The organism is Methanomassiliicoccales archaeon (assembly GCA_026394375.1).
Lineage (GTDB): Archaea > Thermoplasmatota > Thermoplasmata > Methanomassiliicoccales > UBA472 > JAJRAL01.
In genome coordinates this window covers 12,573-36,651 of record JAPKYJ010000016.1, presented here as the reverse complement: position 1 = coordinate 36,651, position 24,079 = coordinate 12,573, and the positions used below count along the sequence as shown (strand labels likewise).

23 protein-coding genes and 1 tRNA gene are annotated in these 24,079 nt (G+C 60.8%); 10 read left to right on the top strand and 14 right to left on the bottom strand.

Features of this window, described 5'->3' with window-relative positions; all coding sequences use genetic code 11:
- Window positions 1–2: 2 nt before the first annotated feature.
- The 6 genes from NT137_03940 to NT137_03915 all read right to left on the bottom strand — a co-directional run bounded on the left by NT137_03940 (window position 3) and on the right by NT137_03915 (window position 8,665).
- Window positions 3–281, bottom strand: coding sequence for a 50S ribosomal protein L30e (locus NT137_03940; GenBank protein ID MCX6652488.1), 279 nt, complete (start codon window positions 279–281; stop codon window positions 3–5).
- Window positions 274–1,767 (bottom strand): DNA-directed RNA polymerase subunit A'', encoded by a 1,494-nt coding sequence (gene rpoA2, locus NT137_03935; GenBank protein ID MCX6652487.1) that lies wholly within the window; start codon window positions 1,765–1,767, stop codon window positions 274–276. The genes NT137_03940 and rpoA2 overlap by 8 nt, the downstream gene beginning before the upstream one ends.
- On the bottom strand, window positions 1,767–4,544 hold the full coding sequence (locus NT137_03930; GenBank protein ID MCX6652486.1) for a DNA-directed RNA polymerase subunit A': 2,778 nt from the start codon (window positions 4,542–4,544) through the stop codon (window positions 1,767–1,769). The genes rpoA2 and NT137_03930 overlap by 1 nt, the downstream gene beginning before the upstream one ends.
- Window positions 4,541–8,140, bottom strand: coding sequence for a DNA-directed RNA polymerase subunit B (locus NT137_03925; GenBank protein MCX6652485.1), 3,600 nt, complete (start codon window positions 8,138–8,140; stop codon window positions 4,541–4,543). Before NT137_03925 ends, NT137_03930 begins: the two co-directional genes overlap by 4 nt.
- Window positions 8,137–8,409 (bottom strand): DNA-directed RNA polymerase subunit H, encoded by a 273-nt coding sequence (locus NT137_03920; protein MCX6652484.1) that lies wholly within the window; start codon window positions 8,407–8,409, stop codon window positions 8,137–8,139. Before NT137_03920 ends, NT137_03925 begins: the two co-directional genes overlap by 4 nt.
- Window positions 8,410–8,531: 122 nt before the next feature.
- Window positions 8,532–8,665 (bottom strand) — tRNA-Lys (locus NT137_03915).
- A 223-nt stretch (window positions 8,666–8,888) separates the two neighbouring features.
- On the opposite strand from NT137_03915, the gene NT137_03910 reads away from it, so the two are divergent.
- The gene (locus NT137_03910) at window positions 8,889–9,056 is read left to right on the top strand and encodes a zinc finger domain-containing protein (GenBank protein ID MCX6652483.1); all 168 of its coding nucleotides are present in this window, start codon (window positions 8,889–8,891) and stop codon (window positions 9,054–9,056) included.
- A 21-nt stretch (window positions 9,057–9,077) separates the two neighbouring features.
- Entirely contained in the window at window positions 9,078–9,335 is a 258-nt protein-coding gene (locus tag NT137_03905) for an elongation factor 1-beta (GenBank protein MCX6652482.1), read from the top strand.
- A gap of 45 nt (window positions 9,336–9,380) precedes the next feature.
- On the opposite strand, the gene NT137_03900 is transcribed toward NT137_03905, so the two are convergent.
- A complete protein-coding gene (locus NT137_03900) occupies window positions 9,381–10,661 on the bottom strand; it encodes an NADP-dependent malic enzyme (protein ID MCX6652481.1) in 1,281 nt (426 codons plus the stop codon).
- A gap of 276 nt (window positions 10,662–10,937) precedes the next feature.
- Here NT137_03900 and NT137_03895 point away from each other — a divergent pair, with 276 nt between their 5' ends.
- Together NT137_03895 and NT137_03890 are read left to right on the top strand one after the other, a co-directional pair.
- On the top strand, window positions 10,938–12,551 hold the full coding sequence (locus tag NT137_03895) for a radical SAM protein (protein MCX6652480.1): 1,614 nt from the start codon (window positions 10,938–10,940) through the stop codon (window positions 12,549–12,551).
- 55 nt (window positions 12,552–12,606) lie between these two features.
- The gene (locus tag NT137_03890; protein MCX6652479.1) at window positions 12,607–13,710 is read left to right on the top strand and encodes a DNA primase large subunit PriL; all 1,104 of its coding nucleotides are present in this window, start codon (window positions 12,607–12,609) and stop codon (window positions 13,708–13,710) included.
- Here NT137_03890 and NT137_03885 read toward each other — a convergent pair.
- From NT137_03885 to NT137_03875, 3 genes are all read right to left on the bottom strand, one after another.
- Window positions 13,699–14,292: a CDP-alcohol phosphatidyltransferase family protein gene (locus tag NT137_03885; GenBank protein MCX6652478.1), complete on the bottom strand. Its 594-nt coding sequence runs from the start codon at window positions 14,290–14,292 to the stop codon at window positions 13,699–13,701. The genes NT137_03890 and NT137_03885 overlap by 12 nt on opposite strands.
- A 29-nt stretch (window positions 14,293–14,321) precedes the next feature.
- On the bottom strand, window positions 14,322–14,849 hold the full coding sequence (locus NT137_03880) for an adenylate kinase family protein (protein MCX6652477.1): 528 nt from the start codon (window positions 14,847–14,849) through the stop codon (window positions 14,322–14,324).
- A gap of 61 nt (window positions 14,850–14,910) precedes the next feature.
- The gene (locus NT137_03875; protein ID MCX6652476.1) at window positions 14,911–15,738 is read right to left on the bottom strand and encodes a tRNA pseudouridine(38-40) synthase TruA; all 828 of its coding nucleotides are present in this window, start codon (window positions 15,736–15,738) and stop codon (window positions 14,911–14,913) included.
- A 47-nt stretch (window positions 15,739–15,785) separates the two neighbouring features.
- Here NT137_03875 and NT137_03870 point away from each other — a divergent pair, with 47 nt between their 5' ends.
- Window positions 15,786–16,496, top strand: a complete 711-nt coding sequence (locus NT137_03870; GenBank protein MCX6652475.1) for an RNA methyltransferase — start codon at window positions 15,786–15,788, stop codon at window positions 16,494–16,496.
- A 7-nt stretch (window positions 16,497–16,503) separates the two neighbouring features.
- Here the strand turns inward: NT137_03870 and ftsZ (NT137_03865) are convergent, their stop codons facing one another.
- The 3 genes from ftsZ (NT137_03865) to NT137_03855 form a co-directional block, all read right to left on the bottom strand.
- A complete protein-coding gene (gene ftsZ / locus NT137_03865; protein MCX6652474.1) occupies window positions 16,504–17,529 on the bottom strand; it encodes a cell division protein FtsZ in 1,026 nt (341 codons plus the stop codon).
- 31 nt (window positions 17,530–17,560) lie between these two features.
- Window positions 17,561–17,872, bottom strand: a complete 312-nt coding sequence (locus NT137_03860) for a ribbon-helix-helix protein, CopG family (protein ID MCX6652473.1) — start codon at window positions 17,870–17,872, stop codon at window positions 17,561–17,563.
- Window positions 17,873–18,008: 136 nt separating this feature from the next.
- A complete protein-coding gene (locus tag NT137_03855; GenBank protein MCX6652472.1) occupies window positions 18,009–19,268 on the bottom strand; it encodes an MFS transporter in 1,260 nt (419 codons plus the stop codon).
- 143 nt (window positions 19,269–19,411) lie between these two features.
- Between NT137_03855 and NT137_03850 the strand changes: the two genes are divergently transcribed.
- Entirely contained in the window at window positions 19,412–19,960 is a 549-nt protein-coding gene (locus NT137_03850; GenBank protein MCX6652471.1) for a TATA-box-binding protein, read from the top strand.
- On the top strand, window positions 19,960–20,802 hold the full coding sequence (locus NT137_03845; protein MCX6652470.1) for a TatD family hydrolase: 843 nt from the start codon (window positions 19,960–19,962) through the stop codon (window positions 20,800–20,802). Before NT137_03850 ends, NT137_03845 begins: the two co-directional genes overlap by 1 nt.
- Here NT137_03845 and NT137_03840 read toward each other — a convergent pair whose 3' ends face one another.
- A complete protein-coding gene (locus NT137_03840) occupies window positions 20,803–21,078 on the bottom strand; it encodes an acylphosphatase (GenBank protein ID MCX6652469.1) in 276 nt (91 codons plus the stop codon).
- 179 nt (window positions 21,079–21,257) lie between these two features.
- Here NT137_03840 and ftsZ (NT137_03835) point away from each other — a divergent pair, with 179 nt between their 5' ends.
- The 3 genes from ftsZ (NT137_03835) (at window position 21,258) to NT137_03825 (ending at window position 23,944) form a co-directional block, all read left to right on the top strand.
- Window positions 21,258–22,388, top strand: a complete 1,131-nt coding sequence (ftsZ, locus tag NT137_03835) for a cell division protein FtsZ (GenBank protein MCX6652468.1) — start codon at window positions 21,258–21,260, stop codon at window positions 22,386–22,388.
- Between the two features lie 166 nt (window positions 22,389–22,554).
- Entirely contained in the window at window positions 22,555–23,664 is a 1,110-nt protein-coding gene (gene ftsZ, locus NT137_03830) for a cell division protein FtsZ (protein MCX6652467.1), read from the top strand.
- Between the two features lie 55 nt (window positions 23,665–23,719).
- Window positions 23,720–23,944: a protein translocase SEC61 complex subunit gamma gene (locus NT137_03825; protein MCX6652466.1), complete on the top strand. Its 225-nt coding sequence runs from the start codon at window positions 23,720–23,722 to the stop codon at window positions 23,942–23,944.
- The last annotated feature ends 135 nt before the right edge of the window (window positions 23,945–24,079 follow it).

Here is a 24,079-nt window from a genome sequence, read left to right as displayed (position 1 = left end):
TATCACAACGAAAGGATGTTGGAGGAGCCTTTCTCGATGACGGCCAGCGCGGAAACTGAGAACGGCTTCCCTGCCAGAGCCCCAAGCTCCATGTTCGTTCCCTCGAAGACGCGCACCGGTACGCCCACCGTGGTGGACGTCAGGAACGCGCTCGGGCAGTTCGACGAGATGATGACCATCTTCGCCTCGCCCTTCTTGACCGCTCTCTCGGCCTGCTGGACGCCGAAGACGACCTTCCCGGTCGTGACGGCGGTCTTCAATGCCCTTCCCATATCAACCATTTGTTTGCCCCCTTTTAACTGGTTTGTATTCCAGATTCACGGCCCCGGTCCCTAGTGTGACCGGCTGCCCCACAATAATGTTCTCCGCCACGCCGTCCAGGTGATCTACTTCGCCCTGCAGCGCGGCGTGCAATAGATGCACCGCGGTGATCTCGAACGCCGCCCTCGCCAACACTGAGGACTTGCGGCCGGAGATGCCGTGGCGGCCGATGGCCTTCACGTCCCCGTCGTTGGTCATCAGGTCCGCGACCAGCATGATGTGGCGTATGTCCACGTTCAGACCCTGTTCCTCAAGGGTGCGGTAGGCCTCGTTCATGACGGAGTTGCGGGCGGCTTCCACCCCCAGCACTTCGTAGATCTCCTGCACCGCGTTGGTGGTGGTCCGGGTCTTATCCACCCCTTCCAGCTCAAGCACTTTGGCCAGGTTCGAGCCTTCGGTGTAGATGATGTACTCCTCGCCCACCTTGCGCAGGATGGCGCGGCTGATCAGGTCCACGCCCTTTATCTTCTTCTCCCGGACATCGTCCAGGATGCCCTGCAGTTTCTTGAAGGAGGGCACGTCGGAGGAGATGATGATCTGCTCTCCCTGCTTCTCCACCAATCCCTTCAGGCCTCGGGTCTTGCTCAGCTCCTTGTAGATGTCGTCCAGCTTGATGCCCTTCTGCTCCATCTTCCTCGGGTCCGGCCGCACGACCACCTTCATGTTGACGATGTCCGTTTCCAACGAGGCGACGTCGATGAGATTGGTCATCTCGATCTCGGAAGCGATGTGTTTCACCTCTTCCTGGCTTGCCCTCTTTTCCGGAACGGTGTAGATGGTCATCATGGGCGTCGAAGGCACTCTTCGAGCGTCCACGATCTCGATCAGGCGCGGCAGGCCCAGAGTGACGTTGATCTCCGCCACACCGGCGTAGTGGAAGGTCCTCATGGTCATCTGCGTGCCCGGTTCGCCGATGGACTGCGCCGCGATTATGCCCGCGCTCTCATTGGGGTCCATCATGTGCTCCTCGTAGCGCTCATGGGCCCGCTTGACGATCTTCTTGATCTTCTCCTCCGGCACGCCGATGCCTTCGATGCGGGAGGCGATGGTCTTCACCAGGCCCAGGGACATGCGCCTCTTGCTCATGGCCACCTTCCGGCCGTCCATGACCTGGATGCCCTGCTCCTGAGCGAGCCGGACTATCTTCCTCTCCAGGTTGGAGAGCGGCGGGATCTTGTTCGGGATCTCGAACTGCAGCTTGGGACCGGCTGGCTTCTCCTCTTCCTTCTTCTTGGTGGTCTTCTTGCCAGCCTTCTTGGGCCTAGATTCGGCCTTCTCTCCTTTGAGCAGTCGCACCTGGTCCTCGGTGAGGCCTAGTTTCTTCAGTTCCGCGGCCCCGGCCTCGGCCGCCGCCGCCTTGCTCGGATAGGCATCCAACAGCTTCTCCACCATGCTCTTGGAGAAGCCCATCTTCTCGAACGCTCTCAGGGTGTCCTTGCGAGCCATCACTCCTCACCTCCGCCCTCGAACTCCGGCTCTTCGTACTCTTCCTCTTCCTCCTCGGTCTCCATGAGGTCCTTCTCCACGGTGGCGTAGCCGGTCACGCCTCGCTCCTCGATGCGGCCGAGAAGCTCAGCCTCTTCGCCCAGCACCTCGACCAGGATGTCGTCGATGTCCACCGGTTTGGAGGAGATGGCACGACACGGGTCGATCCCATCGTCGCCGTAGTTGAACTGGATGATGGAATCGGCGGTGTTGCGCACCGTCCCGTCCTGCTTGAGCTTCAGGTCCTCCAGGGCGTTGACGAGCCGCCGTTGCATGTAACCGGAACGCGAGGTACGCACGGCCGTATCGACCAGGCCCTCTCGACCACCCATGGAGTGGAAGAAAAACTCGGTCGGGGTCAGTCCGGACTTGTAGGAGTTGGTGACGAAGCCCCGGGCCTGCGCTCCGAGGTCGCCTGGTTTGAAGTGCGGCAGGGTGCGGTTCCAGTAGCCGCGCTTCAGCCTCTCTCCCCGGACGGCTTGCTGGCCGATGCAACCGGCCATCTGGGACAGGTTGAGCATCGAACCTCTGGCACCGGAACGGGCCATGATGACCGCCGAGTTCTCTAGACCGAGGTGGCGGGAAGCGATCTGCCCGGCATCATCCCTGGCCTTGCCGAGCACTTTCATGATCTCCACCTCCAGGGTCTCCTCCATGCTGCGCCCTGGCATCTGATCCAGCTCGCCCTTATGGTAGGCTGCGACCAAAGCATCCACCCGGGCGATGGCCTCGCGCACGACCTCCTCGATCTGTCGCGTGGCATCCTCCGGAATATCCTCGTCATCGATGCCGGTGGTGAAGCCGCGCACCATGATCGCACCAATCGCCAGGCGGGTCACGTTGTCGATGAGCTCCCGGGCGCTGTCCGAGCCATAGTCGCGGGCGATCTTGTCCAGGATCTTGCCTTTGAACGCGCCGACCGCTTTCTCGTCGATGGTGCCGTGGAGCAGCACTCCGTTCTTGATCTTGACGAAGGCGTCCAGGTCGCACTTGTCCTTCTGGCATACTGCGCACTTCCGGCAGATGGAGGACTTGAAGGCGATCTTCAGGTCCTCGGGCAGAATGAGCGAGAACAGCTGTTTGCCGGTCCAGAACTCGTTCTTTCCCTCCTTGATCGGCTCTGGCAGGGGGCGGTGCTTGACACTTGCCAAGATGAAAAGGGTCTCCGAGCGCGTGAAGCGGGGATTTTTGTGCGTGAGCAGGAAGGTGCCGGTGATGTGGTCGTGGATGGCGCCTATGACCGGACCGCCGAATCGAGGCGAAAGGATGTGCTCCTGCACTTTCATCAGTATCTGCGCTTCGGCCCTGGCCTCCTCCGATTGCAGCACGTGCAGATTCATCTCGTCCCCGTCGAAATCGGCGTTGTAGGGGGGACAGACGCACAGGTTCAAGCGGAAGGTCTTCCAGGGCATGACGCGCACGGTGTGCGCCATCATGGACATGCGGTGCAGCGAAGGCTGCCGGTTGAACAGGACCACGTCCCCGTCCATGAGGTGCCTTTCCACGATGAATCCCACATCCACTGCGTCGGCCACCGTCTCGGCGTTCTTGTCCGTGACCTTGATGCGTCGGCCGTCCGGGCGGATGATGTAGTTGACCCCTGGCAGATAGTGTTCGCTCTTGGGGTTCACGCCCCGCTTGACTATCTCCTTAAGGATGGGCAGGTTGCTCTTGGTGGCGAAGACCGGAATGGTCAGCTCTCTGGCTGCCTCCTCCGGCACCCCGACCTCATTGATCGATAGCCCCGGGTCGGGCGAGATGACGGTACGGGCGGAGAAGTTGACCCTCTTACCAGACAGGTTGGAACGGAACCTCCCCTCCTTGCCCTTCAGCCTCTGCACCAAGGTCTTCAACGGCCTACCGGAACGGTGCCTGGCAGGCGGGATGCCCGAGGTTTGGTTATCGAAGTAGGTGGTGATGTGATACTGCAGCAGCTCCCATAGGTCCTCCACGATGAGCTGCGGCGCGCCCGCATCTCGGTTCTCTCGCAGGCGCTGGTTGATGCGCAGCACGTCCACCAGCTTATGGGTCAGGTCGTCCTCGGAACGATCGCCGGACTCGAGGGTGATGCTCGGCCTCACGGTCACCGGCGGAACGGGCAGTGCGGTCAGCACCATCCATTCTGGCCGGCAGGCGGCCGGGGCGATGCCCAGAGGTACGAGGTCCGGGTCGGGGATGCGTTCCATGCGCTCCCTGACCTCCTTGGGGGTGAGCTTGTGCCCCTCCTCCCGGAAGGTGGTCGGCTTGTCCAGGGTGATCTTCATCTGCTCCGCGCCGCAATGGGGGCAGGTTGGTCTGGAGGAGGCGTCTTTGGCCGTCTCCTTGGAGATCAGACGGATGTCCTGGGCGTCGTGGCCCATCTCCTCCATCTGCTCCATCGTCTCGCGGTACTCTCTCGCCTGGTCCTCCGTCAGAAGCAGGCGGCCGCAGATGCGGCAGGTCGACTGGAGGAGCTTCTTCAACTCCTTCACGTAGCCGACGTGGATGACCGGCATCGCTAGGTCGATATGGCCGAAGTGCCCTGGGCATTCGTCCACCTTGTGCCCGCAGGTCTTGCACCTGAGCCCCGGTTCGATAACGCCCAGATGTGGGTCCATCAGGCCCAAGTCGATGGGGAAACCATCGTCATCGTAGGTATCCGCGGTGATGATCTTGGAGGCGGACATCTTCCTGACCTCGTCAGGAGAAAGGCAGGCGAACTTGATCGAACCGATCCTTTTCGAGACACCGCGCATCATCGCAAGTCCTCCAGTTGAAGGCGCATGGCCACGCCAAGCGACAGCAGTTCATCCAGAAGCAGTTTGAAGGCGTAGGATGTCTGCACCAGGTGCACGTTGGTGTTGTTGCCGCACACCGGGCATTTCAGAGAGCCCCGGCGGTCCAGGATGGCTATGTGCCCGCAATTGGAGTTGCCGCACACGTATTGGAACGTGCCGTCGGATTCGTCCAGCAGTCGGTCCTTGATGACCATGGCCGCGCCGTGCGCGATGAGGCAGTCGCGCTCCATCTCGCCGAATCTCAGGCCACCCTGCCTAGAACGACCCTCGGTCGGCTGGCGGGTGAGTATCTGCACCGGTCCGCGGGAGCGGACGTGCATCTTGCCCGAGACCATGTGATGCAGCTTCTGGTAGTAGATGACGCCCACGAAGATTTCCGCGCCGATTATCTGACCGGTGAGGCCGTCGTACATGACCTCCTTGCCCGTGTGCATGAAGCCGTTCTTCACCAATGATTCGCGGATGGCCTCCTCCCTCTCTCCCGAGAAGGGAGTGCCGTCGACCAGGCGGGACTCCATGGCCCCCACTTTCCCTCCGATCATCTCCAGGACATGGGCGACGGTCATACGGGACGGGATGGCGTGCGGGTTGATGATCAGGTCCGGCATCACTCCGTCGGCGGTGAAAGGCATGTTCTCCTGTGGGACGATCAACCCGACCACGCCCTTCTGCCCGTGCCTGGAGGCGAACTTGTCGCCCAGCTCGGGCACGCGCTCGTCGCGCACCTTCACCTTGACCAGGCGGGAACCGTTCTCCGACTCGGTCAACATGACGCTGTCCACCCAGCCAGTCTCTCCGGGCCGGCAGGTGATGGACGTCTCCCTTCTCTTCTGAGGGGTCAGGAAGTCCGTCTCCTCTTCCAGGAAACGAGGCGGCGAGGTCTTGCCGATGAGCACGTCGCCCCCTCCCACAGCGGTCTCGGGCGATATCAGACCGTCCTCGCCCAGGCTTCCGTAGGAGAGGTCCGCTCTCGCTCCTCGGACATCAGGCGATGGGATCTCGAAATGATCCTCTTGCCCTCCGGGGTAGCGGCGCTCCTCCGCCCTGTAGGTACGCATGAAGGAGCTTCGACCCAGTCCACGGTCCACCGACGCCTTGTTGAGGATGAGGGCGTCTTCCATGTTGTAACCGTGGTATGAAAGGACGGCGACCACGAAGTTCTGCCCCGCCGGCCGCTCGTTGAACGATACGAACTTCATGATGCCGGTCTGCACCATCGGCTTCTGCGGATAGTGCAGCAGATGCCCCCGGGTATCTGGGCGCTTGCGGTAGTTGCTGGAGCTCAGACCGAGGGACTGCTTGGCCATGCCGGAGCCCATGGTGACCCTTGGCGAAGAGTTGTGCTCTGGATATGGCACCAGGCCGGAGCAGCAGCCGAGGATGACCATCGGGTCCACCTCCAGGTGAGTGTGCTCGGGCGTCAGTAGCAAAGGCGCATCCATATGCGCGTTGCAGTGATGGCAGCGCAGGACCGCATTGTCCTCCACTCCACCAGGGTTCATCCAATCCACGTAGGTGGGGGAGAGGGCCACGCCGCAGCTGGGGCACCGGTCCGGCACCTGGTAGGGTTCGATGGCGATGAGGGTGTCCTCCTCCTCTTCTGCATCGATCCATTCGATGACGCCTTCCCGGATGAGGTCGGTCCAGTGGGTCTTGCCCTCCCGGATGTCCTCCATGTGCTTGCGCGTGAGGACCGTCCTCCCGTCCTTCAGAACGATGAGCGGTCGGCGCAGGCGGCCTTCGTCGCAATTGATTATGATCTCGTCCATGTCGTGGTCGTAGCGAACGTTGATCTCGTGCGAGAGCAGCCCGATCCTCCGTCTCTGCCTCACCTCGTTCACCAGGGTCGTGGAGTTGTCGCAGACCCCTTTGAGATCGCCGTTGACATAGACCCGGGTCCCGGCGGCCGGTCCCTTTACCTCCTTCAGCCCCAGGTCCTTGAGCATGAAGGCCACGTCCTCCTCCCGGAATCCCTCAGACACGTCGATGATGAGGGCGGCGTTCTTCACCAGCCCGCAGTTCTGCCCTTCCGGGGTCTCGCTCGGGCACAACCGGCCCCATTGGGTCGGGTGCAGGTCGCGCGCCTCGAAGTGAGGCTGGGAGCGGGTGAGCGAGGAAGTGATGCAGCGCAGGTGCGAGAGCGTGGACATGTTCGAGGTGCGGTCCAGAAGCTGCGAGACGCCCGCCCTTCCGCCCACCCAGTTGCCCGTCGCCAGAGCGTGGAGCAAACGGTGCGTCAGCAGGTCCGGTCTGATGGCCGAACTGATGCGCAGGTCCTTCTTCCTAGCATAGGAGCGCTCCAGCTGATACTTGAGGTCCTTCATGAGGTTGGTGAAGGCCACCCGGAACAGGTCCTCCATCAGGTCGCCAGCGAGCTTCAGACGCTTGTTGGCGTAGTGGTCCTTGTCGTCCTCTTTTCTTTCGCCCAGATAAAGCTCCAGCACGGAGCGGGCGATGCGGCCGAGGAATATGGCCTTCTTCATCCGGTCCTCTCTGGTATCGCCCAGGTGGGGTAGGAGGGAGCGGTCGATGATGCTCTCCACCTTCTTCACCCGGTATTCTTTCGCTTGGCCGGTGGCGAACTTCCGCTCCAGGTAAAGGACGGCGTCGTCGGTGGTGAATATGCCGTTGGGGGGGAAGAGCTTCTTGTCCTGGCATTCCTCGATGTTAGCGTAAACGATGTTCGCCATTTCGTCCTTGGAGACGATGGCGTTGTAGATCTCCTCGTCGCTCTCCATGCCCAGGGCCTTCATCAGGGCGATGAGGGGTATCTGTCCGGAGGCGGCGGGCACGGTCACCATGAGCATGCCGTCGCGCTTCTTCTCCACCAGGGTCAGGGCCCGGTGTCCTTCTCTCTGCGAGAAGACCTTGGCCACTTCCAGCTTGGTGCCGTAGCACTCGTTGAACTCGACCATGACCCGGTTCGGTGCCAGGTCCTCGAGGGTGATCAGAACGCGCTCCGTGCCGCCGATGATGAAGTAGCCGCCCGGGTCGATCGGGTCCTCGCCAGAGGAGATGAGCTTCTGCCGATACTCGTCATCGGTGAGTTCGCGCTCCCCCTCCAGGTTGTCCTTGTGCAGGGTGCAACGCTTGGACTTGACCATCACCGGCAGGTCTCCGATGCGTACCTTCTCCGGCTCCTTCTCGATGCCGTCCTCCACGACGGTGAAGTCCAATTGTACCGGGGCCAGGTAGTTGAGGTTGCGCAGCCTCGCTTCCATGGGGGTGAGCGTATGGACGTAGCCGTTGGCCTCTCGCATCTCAGGCAGCTTGATGTGCACCGTCGGCCTCGCCTGGGGGTCGATGGCCTCGGTCTTGTCGTCCCTCTTCCGGCCGACTCGGATCTCAACGATGCGCCCGTCCGTCTTCTCCGGGTCCAATCGGATGATGCCGCGGTCGATGTCCTCCGCCGAGACGCGGAGGTTGTCGACGATCTTCTGCATTCGGCTGTTGGGATTGTCTATGGTGGAGAGGAAGTCGTTGATGCTAGCTATGTGGTGGTTGACGATGCTTCTCTCCTTGAAATAGAGCTCTACCAGATCACGCAAGAGTCTCACCCTCTGACTACCAGACGATAGGCGTCCGCCCTCTCGGCGGTCACGGACCGCCTGATGACCTTGACGACCCTGCCTTCCTTGATGTGACCGTACTTCTCCTCCAGCAGCCTGATGCAGGGATCGCTGCGGCGGATCTTCGGCAATTGGTCCTTGTCAATCTTCAGAGCCTCTAGCACCGACTTGGCATCCTCCTCGCTCAGGAGATGGTGGGCCGGCACAAGTTCATGATTGAAGACATTGAACTGCACACCCTCGCTCAGAATAATCACCTCGCCCCTACCAAAGAACGTTCAATAATGCTATCCACAACACCACGCAGTGAGGTTATAAAATACCATCGAAGGGCCCGGTTCGTGTTTTGGTTCTGCATGTCCACTCCTCACCTTCCAAGCGGGCCCGCGGGGATTTTCGATCCGTCGGCGCGGACCGACGGCCTTTCGAACCCCGGACCATCTGGTTAAAAGCCAGGTGCTCTTTCTAGGGAGGCCTGTCTCCAAACCTCCTACCTAGCTAAGCTACGGGCCCATTGGTAAGTAAGTCTCCGGCGATGCGGGTGTCGGAGAAACGAGTGCTGTTATTTAAAGGTTGGGAAAGGAGAGGCGCCCCGCTCTCGTTGCCTCTTGACCTGCCGAATTCTGCCATAGGGGGAGGGCGGATACTGGGCCAGATCGTTGGATAACCCTTCATCCCAACCGCGGCTACCGGTCACGTATATATACATGAAGCATAATCCTGCCTCGGTGAGCCCATGGAGAACGAGAAGGTTTGCAGCTCATGCGGTGTCAGATTGACAAGGAAGAAGACCACCTTTTTCCCCTGCCCGAACTGCGGTCAGACGGAGATCGGCCGCTGCTCCAACTGCCGTGACCAGAGCGTGAATTACGTCTGCGGCAAGTGCGGCTTCACTGGACCTTAGGGTGGTGCGTGATTGGGAACCGTGGCGGTCACATATCAGCTCTTGCCCGAGGAGACCTCCTTCGACATGGAGGGTCTGAAAGCACGCATCGCCAGCATCATGCCTGAAGGGGTCACGGTGGCCAAGGCGACGATCAGGCCCTTCGCTTTCGGCCTGAAGGCGTTGGACATCGTGTGCACGATGAAGGACACCGATGGGCTCTCGGACGCACTGGAAGAGAAGCTGCGTACCATCGAAGGCATCCAGGGCGTCGAGAACACCGGCATCACGCTCATCTGAGCCGTGCGCCCTTCGTCCTCATTCCTCTTCTGACCCCGCTCCGCCCTAGACCGGTGGCGCTGGGATGTAGCCTGCCTTGAAGAGCGCCTCTGTCTGGCTGCGACTGCGTTTGATGATCTCTTGTGCCCTGTCGAAGAGCTCATTCCGACTGAACTTCTTTCTTGCCACTCCCTGTTCGATGGCTTTCATTCCCACGGCGGTCGCTTCTCTGGGGAACGCGTCCCAATCCCCCATGGTGGGGACGATGTAGTCCTCCCTCAGCCCTTTGTCCTCGGCGGTCTTGGCCAGTTCCATGGCGGCGGCGATGCACATCTCGTCCGTGATCTTCGTCGCCCGAACGTCCAGAGCGCCGCGGAAGACGGCCGGGAACACCAGGGAGTTGTTCACTTGGTTCGGGAAGTCGGATCGTCCTGTGGCCACGATCCTGGCCCCGGCCTCCTTCGCCTCCCAGGGCCATATCTCCGGCATCGGGTTCGCCGTGGCGAAGACGATGGCATCTTTGGCCATGGACCGGACCATTTCCTTGGTGATCACGCCTGGTCCGGGCCTAGAAGCGGCTATGAGCAGATCCGCCCCTTTGATCGCTTCCGCATCCCCTCCGACCCTTCCTTCCCAGTCCGAGCGGAGGGCCATGCTCCACTTCTCCGGGAAGCGGTCCTGAAGGTCCCTCCTTCCGGTATTGAGGATGCCTTTGCTATCGGTCATGATGATCTTCTTGACGTCCACGCCAGCGGCGATGAGCGCTCGGGAGATGGCGATGTTCGCCGCCCCGGCCCCGACCATGGCCACGCGCGCCTCGTTGATCTTCTTTCCCACCAGCTTGAGGGCGTTCATGGCTCCCGCGGTGACGATGGTGGCCGTGCCCTGCTGATCATCGTGCCAGACCGGGATCTCCATCTCCTTCCGCAGCCGGTCCAATATGGTGAAGCACTTGGGCTGGGAGATGTCCTCCAGATTGATGCCGCCGAAGGAGGGTGTCAACCACTTGACCACATTCACGATGTTGTTCACGTCCTTGGTGTCCAGGCATATGGGGACGGCGTCCACCCCGCCCAGATACTTGAAGAGCAAGGCCTTCCCTTCCATCACCGGCAGCCCGGCCAGAGGGCCGATGTCACCCAAACCGAGCACCCTCGTTCCATCAGAGACCACGGCCACGGTGTTCCACTTGTTCGTAAGGTCATAAGCCGCCTCCGGGTCCTTCTCGATCGCTCGGCACGGCTCCGCTACTCCAGGCGTATACCAGATAGCGAAATCATCCATGCTGCGTACGACGCACTTCGGCACGACCTCGATCTTGCCGCCATAGTGAGAATGGTACCTCATGGCGAGGCGGGCCGGCTCGTTCGCTTTCCGAAGACGCTCCTCATCGCTCTTCTCCGGGGAGTCCGTGTGGGACGACCTCCTGCGCGAGATGATCGATTGGTAGACGCTTGTCCTTCTCGCGAACGAACTAGGCGGTCACTCCCTATTTATATATTGACGACAAGGCATCGTGGCCAGATTGCTCAGTTCTAGCACGAGGCATGCTCTGCTCGATCTGGTGCGCGAGCGAGGTCGCGCCTCAATTAAATACCATGACGGGGCTGATGGACCAAGTACATGGTCAAGGTCCTCATTGTAGACGGTTACATCGATGAGCCGGCATCGCTGGGCGTACCTCCATACATCTCACCGCTGGTACGCGCAACGTTCGGTGCAGCCAAGGATGCGGGGGCCGAGGTCGCCCTGGTCAACATCGATCAGCTGCGCGCCTCGGGCGCCATGCCCAAGGCGGACGTGACCGTTCTGCTGGGCGGATGCGCGGTCCCGGGACGCTATCTGCGAGGCATGCCCGCCTCCGACAGGGAGGTGCTGCAACTGGCCTCACGCGCATCAGGAACCAGAGTGCTGGGCGGACCGGCGACCCTGGAGGAAAGGATGAGGGGGACGGGGCTCTTCGAACTCATCGCCAACCGAGACCCGGCCGCATCGTTGTTCGACCTGCTGGAGACAGGAAAGAGCAATGACCGTTGGCGGTCGCTGGAGGAATGGAACCGCTGGTTGCTGCTCGGAGCGGACTCGGTGCTCGATCATCCTGACTACCCTCAGCCGCTCATCGCTGAGGTCGAGACCTACCGGGGCTGCGTTCGCTATCGTAGCGGGGGATGCTCGTTCTGCGTCGAACCTCTCAAAGGCAAGCCGCTTCATCGCGAGCCGGAGCAGATCGTCGAAGAGGTGCGTCGGTTGCGAGAGCTGGACGTAGTCAATTTCCGTCTGGGAGCGCAGACGTGCATCGTCTCCTACAAGTCCTTCGAGGAGGACAGCGATTCGCCGACGCCGAACCCGGAGGCCATCGAGACCCTCTTGCGCGGCATCGCTTCCTTGAAGCCGCAGGTGCTACACCTGGACAACGCCAATCCGGCGGTCATCGCCGACCACCCCAACGAATCCAAGGCCGTCATCGAGAGCATGGTCCGCCACTGCACCAGCGGGAACGTTCTTGCACTGGGGATGGAGAGCGCCGATCCGGTCGTGGTAGATGCGAACAACCTGAATGCTACCGCGGGGCAGGTCATGGACGCGGTGCGCATCATAAACTCCCTGGGAAGGGAGAGGGGGCCAACTGGATTGCCGAAGCTCTTGCCCGGCCTGAACTTCATAGTGGGATTGGACGGTGAGACCCGCAATACGCTAGAGCTCAACCTGGAATTCTTGCGCCAGGTGCGTTCGGAAGGCCTATGGCTGAGGCGGATCAACATCCGTCAGGTCATGCCCATCCGCCGCAGCTTCGAAGGCGGCGCCACTCACTCGCAGTTCATCCGCTTCAAGGAAACGGTAAGGGAGGAGATCGACCACCCCATGCTCCGGGAGATGCTGCCCGTCGGCACGTTGCTGAAGGACGTCTACATGGAGCTGGGAGAGGGCAAGCGCACCTTCGGACGCCAGATCGGCACCTATCCGCTGCTTATCGGCTTCAATTATGCCCTCAAGCTGAGAAGGTTCGTGGACGCCAAGGTGGTCGACTGGGGACGCCGTTCCGCGACCGCCATACAGTATCCTCTGGACCTCAACTCCTGTCCGCTCGCGGCCTTGGAATCGTTGCCAATGGTGGGCAGGAAGAGAGCGATGCGCATCCTCAGGTACCGTCCCTACGCCAACCTCGACGAACTCCAGAGCGCTCTGGACGAGCCAGGTCTCGCCTCGAAGCTGGAGCAGTACATCTTTTTCCCATGATCCTCGGCGCCATGCATGCAATGTGTTTTTAGCAACGTGAAACGATGGAGAAGCGATGGAACCGCGCGACTTGGCCCGCTATCCCTTCGTCAAGGCCGCCTCCGAATACGTGAAGGAGCAGGGGGTCGGTCTAGAAGACCTCCTTTCTCATCCTGCTTTCGCGCAAGCGAGGGCGAGGGGGAAGAAGCGAATCACCGATGCCGTGGCTTCGGCCAGCATCGAGGAGATCTCCCTCAACACCGATGAGGAAAGGCTGCAAGAGGTCCTCAGCTACGCCATGGCCCGCATCCTGGTTTCGTGCGTGGCCGATGGCTTCCTTACCAGGCGCTACGCTCTGGCCGAGGCCAAGGCCATGTGCGAGCGACTGCAGACCGAGAACGTCGAGCTCATGATGGATATCGCCGGGGAGCTAGGGGTCGATGCTTCCCTGGATGGTGACGTCCCGAACATGCACTTCGCCGAGTTCCTGCGCCTGACCACGGGCATACGCAGCAAGGATTGGAAGCTGGTGAACACGGAGGTGAAGCATGGACGGGTGTCATTGCCCAAGGTCAAGTTCGCCCGGGTGCTCGAACAGGCGCTGTACGACCGCATCGAGGAGGAGCTTCCGCTGCCCGTGTCCCAGAAGATGCTGGATGACCTCAAGCCGGATATCGCAGAGCTGGCGAAATCGGCCGAACAGATGAAGGACCGCTACCAGACCGATAGCTTCGGAGATGTGGACGTGGAGTGCTTTCCTCCCTGCATGAGGAGGATGATAGTCATGATCCAGTCCGGGGCGAACCTCTCGCATCCCGGTCGCTTCGCCATTACCTCCTTCCTCTTCAATGTGGGCGTGCCAAGGGAAGAGATACTGGCCATCTTCGGAACCTCGCCGGACTTCGACCAGTCCAAGACGAAGTACCAGATAGACCACATCACTGGCGAGATCTCCGATACCAAGTACACGCCCCCCTCCTGCCATACGATGCGCTCGCTCTCCATCTGCCACAACCCCGACAATCTCTGCCAGGCGGAATGGCTCAAGCACCCGCTGATCTACTATCGTACGCAGTGTAGGAGGAAGAGGAGAGGCAAAGAAGCAGCATCTGAGGCGATCAAGGGAGAAGCCTCAGGCAAGGCAACGGACCAGGCGGCCAAAGAGAGCTCATCGCAATAATCTGTAAGTGGAGTAGGCGCGCTGCACCGCGGTCGTATTGCCCACGACCGCGAACCAGATCATCACCAGGTCGAAGATGCTCAGATGATACGACAGAATGCCAATGCTGCTCACGCCCCCCAGCATCATCAGCCATTGCACCATGGGCGCAGCGATCAGCAAGACCATCCGATCGGCGCGGCCCAGCAACCCGGCGTAATGCCTCCCAGCTCCCACGGCCTGCGCCTGGGTGCCCATGTAGCTGGTGAGCAGCACGCCCACCATCGCCACCAATCCAAGATAAGGAGAGCACCATGAGCTCACCGCCACCGCGCCTATCAGAAGCACGTCCGAATAACGGTCCAGCACGTGGTCGATGAAATCCCCTTTACGCGAGCTCTTGCCGGTAAGCCTGGCCACTTTGCCATCGAGGGCATCGAGGTAACCGCTCAGCAGCACCAGCACTGAGGCCAGGGGAAGGAGTAGCTGCCAGTCCCGGTCCGCGAAGAAGATCGCCAGGGCAGCGAAGGCCGCGATCAGAAGGGAGAAGCCGCTGATGGCGTTCGGGCTCCAGCCCCGGAAGAGGCGGGCGCTCGGTTCCAGGATGAAGTCCGCCCTCGTCCTCTGGGAGTCTAGTACCAGCTCAACACCTCTTCGCTCCAGTCGATATGACCAGGTGCGTACTTCTCCTTTTCCCCGGCCAGTATCTCCGCCACCGCCTCCGCCGCCTGCTCGGGCGTCCTCTCGCTGGTGTCGATCTCGTACACCTCGTGCGATCGATCGAGCGCTTCCACCAGGATAACGTCGCAACCCTCCGCTTCCAGATTCTCGCGCACCTTGCTTTGCGCATAGCCTCTATCTTTCAGCCTGATCTCGAGCACCGAAGGACGACAGCGGAGGACGATGATCTTGTCGACCGTGAGGAGATGCGCCAAATGCCCTATGAGAGCGACGTCGCCAGAAAGCTTGCCCTCCAGGACCGCCTTGTCCAATGCCTTGGGGTCTACCGCCCTCGTCCTCCTCTTCCGATCCATCGCCCCGAGGAGTCCGTGCTCCTGGGCGAAGAGGTTCAGCTCCAGAACGTTCCAGCCTTTGGATCGCAACACCCCTCCCAGCGCGCTTTTCCCGGTCCCGGGCGTCCCGCTGATCGCCAATATCACGGTTGCAGGAAGAATCCAGGCGGCGATAATCCTTTCGTAGGTCGACTTCGAGCAGGAAGGGCTAGGGCCTACGCCCACTTTCGCGTTCTGGACTCGATGGCGAACAGCTCTCGCTCAGCGCGTCCACGAAAGCCAGTTGAACGAAGGCATCCTCCCTTGCAACTTGGATTCGTGGTCCAAGCGTCACCGGGCATTCCGCCTCGAACTGGAAAGGATAGCGGATCTCCATCAGCACAAGGTTCTCCGCCGGAGCGAGGCCGAAGGATCTCTCCTTGCCGGAGAGAGCTTTCCGCACGTCTCCGATCTCGACCTTCCCTCGCCCCACTGAATCCATGACGGCCACCAGCCTCCGTACCATGTTGCGCAGGAACTCCCTGGCTCGGAGGTCGATGACGATGAAATCCCCTACTGGAAGGACGTGCACGCTCTCCATCCTCTTGACCGTCGTCCGGCCTTCAGCCTTGCAGAAGCGACGAAAATCATGCTCCCCTTCGAACTCCTTGGCAGCCTGGGCAACGGCATCCATGCCCAGGCCTCTTGCGGGCAGGAAGTACCGGTACCAGCGACCGGAAGCGCGTCTGGGGCTGAAGTTGCTGGCGACCTCAGCTAGCCCGGTGAAGAAGACCGTGCCAGATTGCGAGTTCAATGCATGCAGCAACTTCCCCCTCTGGAACGAGGTGTCGAAGGCGATCACATTGCAGAGCGCGCTCACCCCTCGGTCCGTTCGGGAAGCGGCCCGGAACCTCGACCCGTCCGGCGAGGAGATGGCCTCGATCTCTTCCAGGCAGCGGATGACCTCCCCCTCCACCGTCGGCTCATCGGGCTGACGCTGCGAGCCCATGAAGTCCCGCCCGTCGTAGGCGATGCGGACCGCTGCCCTCCAGGCCATGACCGCATGATTAAGTAGGCCGCGACTATTCATACTTCCGCTGGAGCATGCCTGACGTCAAAGTGGTACTGGTCTCCCCGCGCAATGAAGGCAACGTGGGAGCGGTGGCGAGGTCCATGGGCAACTTCGGCTTCCACGATCTGACCATGGTACGGCCGTGCGAGATCGGGGACGAAGGTTTCAAGCGGGCCAAGCACGCCGGCGACATCATCCGCCAGGCCAAGGTGCTGGAGAACGTGGAGGAGGCAGTGCGCGGTTGCTCCCTGGTGGTGGGCACGAGCGGCATCATCACCTATGGCGAGAGGCACTTTGTGAGGATACCGATCACGCCGAAACAGCTGGCGGAGCGATTGAAGGACTATGAGGAGGGGGTAGCGATCCTCTTCGGACCGGAGGACACGGGATTGGCTCAGGAGGATTTGATGAAGTGCGACATCCTGGTGCACATCCCTGCCTCGGACGAATACCCGGTGCTGAACCTTTCACACGCCCTCACCATCGTGCTGTACGAGTTGCACGCGGCAGCCGTGCCGCTGGGCGGACCAAGGCAGGCCTCGAACGTTGAGCGAGAAAGATTGTTCCAGTTCTTCGACGACCTCCTGGATGCTGTCGATTACCCCGAGTTCCGGAAAGAGAAGACCAAGGTCATGTTCCGCCGGATGATGGGGCGGGCCGTGCCGACCAAGTGGGAGTTCCACACCATCATGGGCGTGCTGGGGGACGCGGCCAAGAAGATCAAGCGCTTGGAGAAGAAGTAGATCGAGATCAGGTGGTGTATTTGATGGCTAGACCATCTATCTCATCGGCCAGCTCGATGCCCGGACCCTCGTCGCTCAGCTCCGCTATGCCCGTGACCACAGCCATCAAGCGGATCGAGCCTTCGAACTTCTCGTCCACCCGAGCGCCGAAGATCACGTTTGCGTGCGGATCCATGAACGACTGGATGCGCTGCATGACCTTGTTCACCTTCTTCAGGGTGAGGTTCGTTCCTCCGGTGATGTGCACCAACGCCCCGGTCGCCCCGGAGATGTCCATATCCAGTAGCGGGTTGCTCAGAGCATCCTTCACCACCGAGTCCGGGTCGGAGTTCTCGCCGTAGAGAACGGTGGAGATGCCTCCTTTCTTGATGACCGTGCGCAGATCAGCGAAATCCAAATTGATCAGCGATGGCTCGGTGATAGCCTCCACCATGCCCTTGATGATCTCAGAGATGAGCTGGTCCATGACCGCGAAGGCCTGCTGCACCGGCAGATTGGCCACCAGCTCGAGGAGCCGGTTGTTGTCCAGTAGGAGCGTCGTATCCGAGAGACCACGCAGGTCCCTCACGCCCTTGAGGGCAATCTTGTTGCGGAACCCTTCGACCTCGAAAGGCGTGGTGGCGATGGTGACGACCACCGAGCCCTGGCGCTTGGCGATGTCCGCTACCACGGGCGCCAGACCAGTGCCGGTGCCTCCTCCCAGGCCCACGGTGATGAAGGTCAGCTCCGCTCCCTGCAGCAGCTTGCTTATCTCCGGCACGGCGTTCTCAGCGCACAGCCTGCCTACCAATGGATCGGCCCCGGCGCCGCAGCCGTTCGTCACCCCCTGGCCGATGAGCAGCCGACGATGCGCCCTGATCCTAGAAAGATGCGGCCGGTCCGTGTTAATGGCTATCGTCTCAGCGCAGTGAATGCCAATCTCGTTGAGTCGATGCACGCTGTTGCAGCCTCCGCCCCCGCAGCCCACGACCACTATCTTGGGCTGGGGGGAGTCGACCGAACCTTCCTCGTACTCAACGTACTCCCATCCCACTCGAACACCCGTCCTTGTCCAAGGTGCCTTTTTACTTCATCTCTTCCATGGCGCGGTTTAGTCTCTTCCTCACGTACTCCCGTACCGCATTCCTGATGGCGTCATCGATCGAGACCGAATCTCCGTCTTGCACCAGAGCCTCCAGCTCTATCATGTTGCCCTTGGGCAGCTCGACCGTTATCCTCTGGATGTAGTCGGGGGTGAAGTGCGCCTCAACGAAGGCGTCCAGGGCGGCGCGGATGGCGTCGGAGATGGTCGGGAACTTGCCTAGGTCGACCAGCTCCTGCAGCGCCTTCAGCTTCTCCGCAGGAATCCTCACCGTGATGCGTTCGGTATCGGTCATGACACAACTCTTCGCGCGCGCTATTGTCCGACCGTTGTCGGACGATTTGTCAGTATTCCCCTTCGGCATATATAAAGATTGGCGGAATCGAGGTCGCGCTCCGCCCGAGCATGATCCGTGTGGACGTCTGGACCATTCACTTCGCATCGACCGCCTTCGTCCTCCGCACCAGGAAGAAATAAGGCAAGGCGGAGACCAGCAACGCCACCGACGCCACTTGCCAAGCGAAGGAAATGGAGATAGAGTTGGCGAGATAGCCCATGACGATGGACCCTCCTAGCACCCCTACCTGGAGCATGAGCGAATTGAAGGACATGAGGGTTGAACGATGCTGTGATGGAACTTGATGATTGAAGAGCGTGGCGCCGGGCGACTCCTCCGTGCCTAGTAGGAAGTAGAGCAGGATGTAGAGGCCGGCGAACAAGAAGATCGAGGACTGCAAGGCCAAAGCGAACAGCACCACGCCCAGACCGAACCTAGCTAGGCTCAGGACTACAGCGTAGCGTTGCCTAAGCAGGTGACAGATGGGCATGGAGGCCAGATTGCCTATGGAAGCGGCGAAGAAATAGCCTGCGGCCAGAACGCCCAGCACCCAGGTCTGCTGGCTCACGTCCATGATCTCCTGCACCCGCGGCTGCCACAGCAGCTCGACGCTGGCCAGGCTGAAACCCAGACCGACCGCGGCCAGGACGAGGGCGAAGATGACCGAATTCCTCAGTCCGAACCTGACCGAGATGGCGATCTGCTCCGGCGTCTTCCTGATGCCGTCCATCATCCCGGCTTTCCGCGATGGGTCCAGGTGCTCGTGGATGATGACCATGGTGAGCAGGAACTGGAACGCCCACAGCCCGATGGCGACCAGGTAGTTGATGGAGTAAATGCTCAGGCCCGCGCTCTTCATGGGACCTGCGAAGGCAAGGGGCAGCAGACCTCCGACGAACGATCCCACTCCGATGCTGATAGGCATGAACGCGCCCGCCTTGGCCAGGGCGCGTTGCAGGTTGCCGCCGGGCTGGGTGCGCTTGAACTCGTCCACGAACCAGGCGTCGATCGATCCAGAGGACAGAGCACGGGCGCTCCCCATGACGAAGGCGGCAAGCGCCACCGAGGCGAAATCCCAGGATAGGAGCAGAGCGAGGTCGCTCAGGATCATGACGGCCACGGAGAGCAGATAGACCTTCTTCCTGCCGATGGTGTCCGACAGACCCCCAGTCGGAAGTTCGAGCAGGATCGCTGCGGTCGAGTACGCTGCGATGACGGCTCCGGACTCGAAAAGGCTCAGGCCCTTGGCGAGAACGAAGAGCACCATGATGGGGAACCCGATGCCCACGATGAACCAGTGAAGCGACTGGTTGACGATGTAGGCGGTCAGGAGGTTCGGGTCCTTCTTGGTCATGGGACGAAGGCTGAATGCAAATGTTACGCGGATTATGATTTCTGTCCACCCTTTCCGAAAGGACGCTTGCCTCGTGTGGAGGGACGCTCTACCGTGCAAAGTCTTTATAAACCCCTATTTAAATACCACGGGAAGGTGTCCCCATGGCCAAGATCAAGATCGAGAACGTTGTGGCTTCCACTTCTTTGGGTGAGGAGCTTGATCTCCAAGCGATCGCGCTCGCCCTCGACGGTGCCGAGTACGAGCCGGAGCAGTTCCCCGGCCTGATCTACAGGCTAAAGGAACCGAAGACCGCCACCCTGCTTTTCCGCAGCGGTAAGGTCGTGTGCACGGGCGCTAAAAGCCTGGAGCAAGTGAAGATCGCCATCAACAAGGTCGCCAAGCAGATCGAGAAGGCGGGCATCAAGGTGAAGTTGGAGCCGAAGATCGAGGTGCAGAACATCGTCGCCTCCAGCGACCTTGAGCAGGGGATCAATCTTAACGCGATCGCCATCTCCCTCGGCCTGGAGCGGGTGGAGTACGAGCCGGAGCAATTCCCTGGCCTAGTATACCGCCTCGATGTCCCGAAGGTGGTAGTTCTGCTGTTCGGCTCAGGCAAGCTGGTCTGCACCGGCGCTCGCAAGCCTCAGGACGTGGAGGCGGCGGTGAATAAGATCACCGAGGAGCTCAAGGCAGCCGGGCTGCTGCGCTAATGCGCATTCCCATCTTAGACAACCACGTGCACCTCCATCCGAGGGGCCGCCACGTCGAGGCGGTCAAAGAATTCCAGCGGGCCGGGGGCACGCATCTCGTCCTTTCTCACCTTCCTTACGAGGATGTTGCCATTTCATCGGAGAAGGATTTCGAAGCTTCCTACCAGATCACATTGCAGCTCGCTGAGAGATGTCGGGCTGAGACCGAGGTGGGAGTGGAGGTCACCCTTGGCCCCTATCCGGTGCTCCTGCTCGACCTGGAAAGGAAGCTAGGGCTGCAGAGGGCGATCGAGGTCATGAAGGGCGGAATGGAGATCGCACAGCGGTTCGTTCTCGAAGGCAAGGCGATAGGCATCGGCGAGGTCGGCCGACCGCATTTCCCGGTGCCGCCGGAGATCCTCACGGCTTCGAACGACATACTGGTGTACGGAATGGGCCTGGCCAGGGAGGCCGATTGCCCGATCGTCCTGCACACCGAGAGCGCCACCCCTGAGAGCATGAAGGAACTGGCTTCATTCGCTGACAAGGCTGGATTGAGGAGGGAGCGAGTGGTGAAGCACTACTGCCCTCCCCTAGTGCTCGAAGAAGAGAACCACGGCCTCTTCCCTTCGATACTGGCCTCTCGCACCGCCACCAGGGAGGCGTTGTCCAAAGGGTCGAGGTTCCTGCTGGAGACCGACTACCTGGACGATATGCAGCGGCCGGGCGCGGTCATGGCCATCATCACAGTGCCCAAGAGAACCAGAGCGTTGCTGCAATCGGGCGAGATGACCAGCGAGATCGCCTACAAGGTGCACAAGGAGAATCCCAAGCTGGTCTACGGCATCGACGTGCGCGAGTGATCAGGAGCGGATGAAGAACTTGGCATATTCGTTCCGGCACTCGCCCCATTGCACTTCCACCCTTTCGATGCGGGCCCGGGGATGCTCCTCCCTCAGACGGCGGACCACCTCTTCGATGCTGTGCTTGTCACCTTCGAAGACGGCCTGCACAGAACCATCGGACAGATTGCGGACCCAGCCGCACACCTTCTGCTGATTGGCGAAGCGCCTGGTATAGTCCCGGAAGTGCACGCCCTGCACTATGCCAGTGAACCGGACCTCCGCCCTCGCCCTCATGCCATATAACGGATGTTCTGTGGAGTGATAATCCTTTCCTTCGGCGGTCGCCTAAGGAGAAGTGTCTGGATTGACCTCACCCCGAGCCGAAAATCCTTAAATACTGCCATAGGCAATCTATCCACGACCAGATGGGATGCATTCTGGTTCGAGCCGTAGGGCTCGGGATGGATGGGATCATGAAATCATTGGTCGAGGAAGCGCTGGCTAAGGATAGTGGCATGGCAGTTGGGCCTTCGGTTTTCGGTATGCAGCAGCCCACGGCGTCGCAAGGCGAGGCCTCGGACGCCGAGCTGGTGGAACTGCTGCAGCGGCTCAAGACGAACGTCAAGATCATCGGCGTCGGAGGGGGCGGGTGCAACACCATAGCCCGCATCTGCGAGGAAGGGATCATTGGGGCGGAGCTCTACGCCGCCAACACCGATGCCCAGCACCTCTTGACCATCAGGGCACCGCACAAGATCCTCCTGGGACGGAGGAGCACCCGGGGATTGGGAGCTGGAGCCTTGCCACAAGTTGGCGAGGGCGCTGCCAGAGAGGCGGAAGATGAGCTGAAGAAGGCCCTGGCGGACGCGCACATCGTATTCGTCACCGCGGGCATGGGGGGCGGCACCGGTACCGGTTCCGCTCAAGTGATCGCGCAATTGGCCAAGGACGCGGGCGCTTTGGCGGTGGCCGTGGTCACCGTGCCATTCAAAGGCGAGGGTCGGGACCGCATGGAGAACGCGGAGTGGGGCCTGGAGCGGCTGCGAAACTACGCCGATACGGTCATAGTGGTGCCTAACGACAAGCTGCTGGAGCTCGTGCCCAGGCTATCGCTGAACGCGGCCTTCAAAGTGGCCGATGAGGTCCTCATGCGCGCTATCAAGGGCATCACCGAGCTCATCACCAAGCCCGGATTGGTGAACCTGGACTTCAACGACGTCAAGACCATCATGAAAGGTGCGGGCGTGGCCATGATCGGCCTGGGCGAGAGCGATGCGGACGCCGACGACCGGGCGCTGGAGGCCGTGGAGCAAGCGCTCAGCTCGCCGCTGCTGGAAGTGGATATCTCTGGAGCGAACGGCGTGCTCGTGAACGTTATCGGTGGACTGGACATGACCATCAGCGATGCGCAGCGCGTGGCGGAGGAAGTACAGAAGCGCGTGTCCCCGACCGCTCGCATCATCTGGGGCGCGGCCATAGACCCTACGCTCGCGCACCGCATCCGGGTCATGGTCATAGCCGCAGGAGTGCAGTCGAAGCAGATCCTCGGCCGGTCGGGAGATATGACCCGACTGAAGGAGGCGGACGTCGACTTCATAAAATGAGCTCGCTCTGAGCCCTCGGAGCGTTCGCCTGATGCCTTTCGTCCTCCTTTCCACCCGGTTTCCTGGCGGTGGTGGTCGCACTTAAAGTATATTAGCATGTACGGTAATGCAGAGCGCACGAGACTCAATGCAATGACCACTGGCACTTGCCTTGGGAGGATTGTCAATGAAGTCGTTCATCAGTGACGCGCTCGCTCGCGCAGGACCGGCGGCCCCGACCGAAATGGCCCCATCATACCAGCAGAACTTCGCCGCGGAGGACGAAGAGCTGGAACGGATATTGGCCAGCCTTAAGACCAACATTAAGATCATTGGCTGCGGCGGCGGTGGATCGAACACCATCGACCGCATGACCGAGTCGGGGATCCTGGGGGCGGAGCTCTACGCCGCCAACACCGACGCGCAGCACCTTCTAGCCGTTCGCGCGCCGCACAAGATCCTGCTCGGCCGCAGGACCACCCGCGGTCTGGGAGCGGGAGCGTTGCCTCAAGTGGGCGAAGAAGCGGCCCGCGAGGCGGAAGAGGAACTGAAGAAAGGTCTGCAAGGAGCGGACATCGTTTTCATCACCGCCGGTCTGGGCGGTGGAACTGGAACAGGTGCGGCGCCGTTCGTAGCCCAACTAGCCAAGGAGATGGGGGCGCTCACCGTCTGCGTATGCACCTCGCCCTTCAAGGCGGAAGGCGTCATCCGCATGGAGAACGCGGAGTGGGGCCTGGAGCGCTTGCGCAACATCGCTGACACGGTAATAGTCATACCCAACGACAAGCTCATCGAGCTGGTCCCCCGGCTCTCGCTGAACGCGGCGTTCAAAGTGGCCGATGAGGTCTTGGTCCGGGCCATCAAAGGGATAACTGAACTGATCACCAAGCCAGGCCTGGTGAACCTGGACTTCAACGACCTACGCACCATCATGAAAGGTGCGGGCGTGGCCATGATCGGCCTGGGAGAGGGCGAGGACGACGACCGCATCGATCAGGCTGTGAACGAAGCCATCAACTCGCCGCTCATCGATGTGGACATCTCCGGGGCGATGGGAGCGCTCGTCAACGTGACGGGCGGAGAGAACATGACCGTCTCCGAGGCGGAGAAGGTGGCGGAGATCATCCAGGGCAGGATAAGCCCGAACGCGCGCATCATCTGGGGTGCGGCGATAGATCACACCCTCCAAGACCGGGTCCGGGTCATGGTCGTCATCACCGGGGTCAAATCAAAGCACATCCTGGGTCCGAAGGAATCGGCGAACAGGGACAACATGGAAGTCGATTTCATCAGGTGAACCAAAAGGAATTTAATATAGAAGCGATTCGGGAACAGTTGAAGAGTGCATCGCGATGGACGTAGTCGAGAAATCGTGGGAAGTCCAAAAGGACATCGAGGAACGCGTCAAGCACGTCGGCAAGGGCAAGTACGGCCGTGTCATCAAGATGGCCCGCAAGCCCACCAACGACGAGTACATCAAAACCATGACCGTCACAGGTCTAGGGGTGTTGCTCATCGGCGGCCTAGGCTTCCTCATTTACCTGATCTGGACCACCGTCCCAGGGTTCTTCCGCTAGGTCCGCTCTGATGGGGCGTGCAAACACTATGAACGAAGAGGTCAACCCACCGGCTGCTCCCGTAGAGCCAGCCCAAGCACCGGCCACGCCAGCAGCGCCCGCCGGAGGACTTACATTAACCGGAGAGAAGGACGC

Bases quoted from the DNA above. Each gene is read 5' to 3' on its own strand.
- NT137_03895 (MCX6652480.1), top strand. From the start codon at position 10,938: ATGGTCAAGGTCCTCATTGTAGACGGTTACATCGATGAGCCGGCATCG.
- NT137_03900 (MCX6652481.1), bottom strand. From the start codon at position 10,661: ATGAGGTACCATTCTCACTATGGCGGCAAGATCGAGGTCGTGCCGAAG.
- NT137_03845 (MCX6652470.1), top strand. From the start codon at position 19,960: ATGCGCATTCCCATCTTAGACAACCACGTGCACCTCCATCCGAGGGGC.
- NT137_03850 (MCX6652471.1), top strand. From the start codon at position 19,412: ATGGCCAAGATCAAGATCGAGAACGTTGTGGCTTCCACTTCTTTGGGT.
- NT137_03890 (MCX6652479.1), top strand. From the start codon at position 12,607: ATGGAACCGCGCGACTTGGCCCGCTATCCCTTCGTCAAGGCCGCCTCC.
- NT137_03930 (MCX6652486.1), bottom strand. From the start codon at position 4,544: ATGATGCGCGGTGTCTCGAAAAGGATCGGTTCGATCAAGTTCGCCTGC.
- NT137_03940 (MCX6652488.1), bottom strand. From the start codon at position 281: ATGGTTGATATGGGAAGGGCATTGAAGACCGCCGTCACGACCGGGAAG.
- NT137_03860 (MCX6652473.1), bottom strand. From the start codon at position 17,872: ATGACCGATACCGAACGCATCACGGTGAGGATTCCTGCGGAGAAGCTG.
- ftsZ (MCX6652467.1), top strand. From the start codon at position 22,555: ATGAAGTCGTTCATCAGTGACGCGCTCGCTCGCGCAGGACCGGCGGCC.
- NT137_03870 (MCX6652475.1), top strand. From the start codon at position 15,786: ATGCCTGACGTCAAAGTGGTACTGGTCTCCCCGCGCAATGAAGGCAAC.
- NT137_03855 (MCX6652472.1), bottom strand. From the start codon at position 19,268: ATGACCAAGAAGGACCCGAACCTCCTGACCGCCTACATCGTCAACCAG.
- NT137_03910 (MCX6652483.1), top strand. From the start codon at position 8,889: ATGGAGAACGAGAAGGTTTGCAGCTCATGCGGTGTCAGATTGACAAGG.
- NT137_03825 (MCX6652466.1), top strand. From the start codon at position 23,720: ATGGACGTAGTCGAGAAATCGTGGGAAGTCCAAAAGGACATCGAGGAA.
- ftsZ (MCX6652468.1), top strand. From the start codon at position 21,258: ATGAAATCATTGGTCGAGGAAGCGCTGGCTAAGGATAGTGGCATGGCA.
- NT137_03840 (MCX6652469.1), bottom strand. From the start codon at position 21,078: ATGAGGGCGAGGGCGGAGGTCCGGTTCACTGGCATAGTGCAGGGCGTG.
- rpoA2 (MCX6652487.1), bottom strand. From the start codon at position 1,767: ATGGCTCGCAAGGACACCCTGAGAGCGTTCGAGAAGATGGGCTTCTCC.
- NT137_03875 (MCX6652476.1), bottom strand. From the start codon at position 15,738: ATGGCCTGGAGGGCAGCGGTCCGCATCGCCTACGACGGGCGGGACTTC.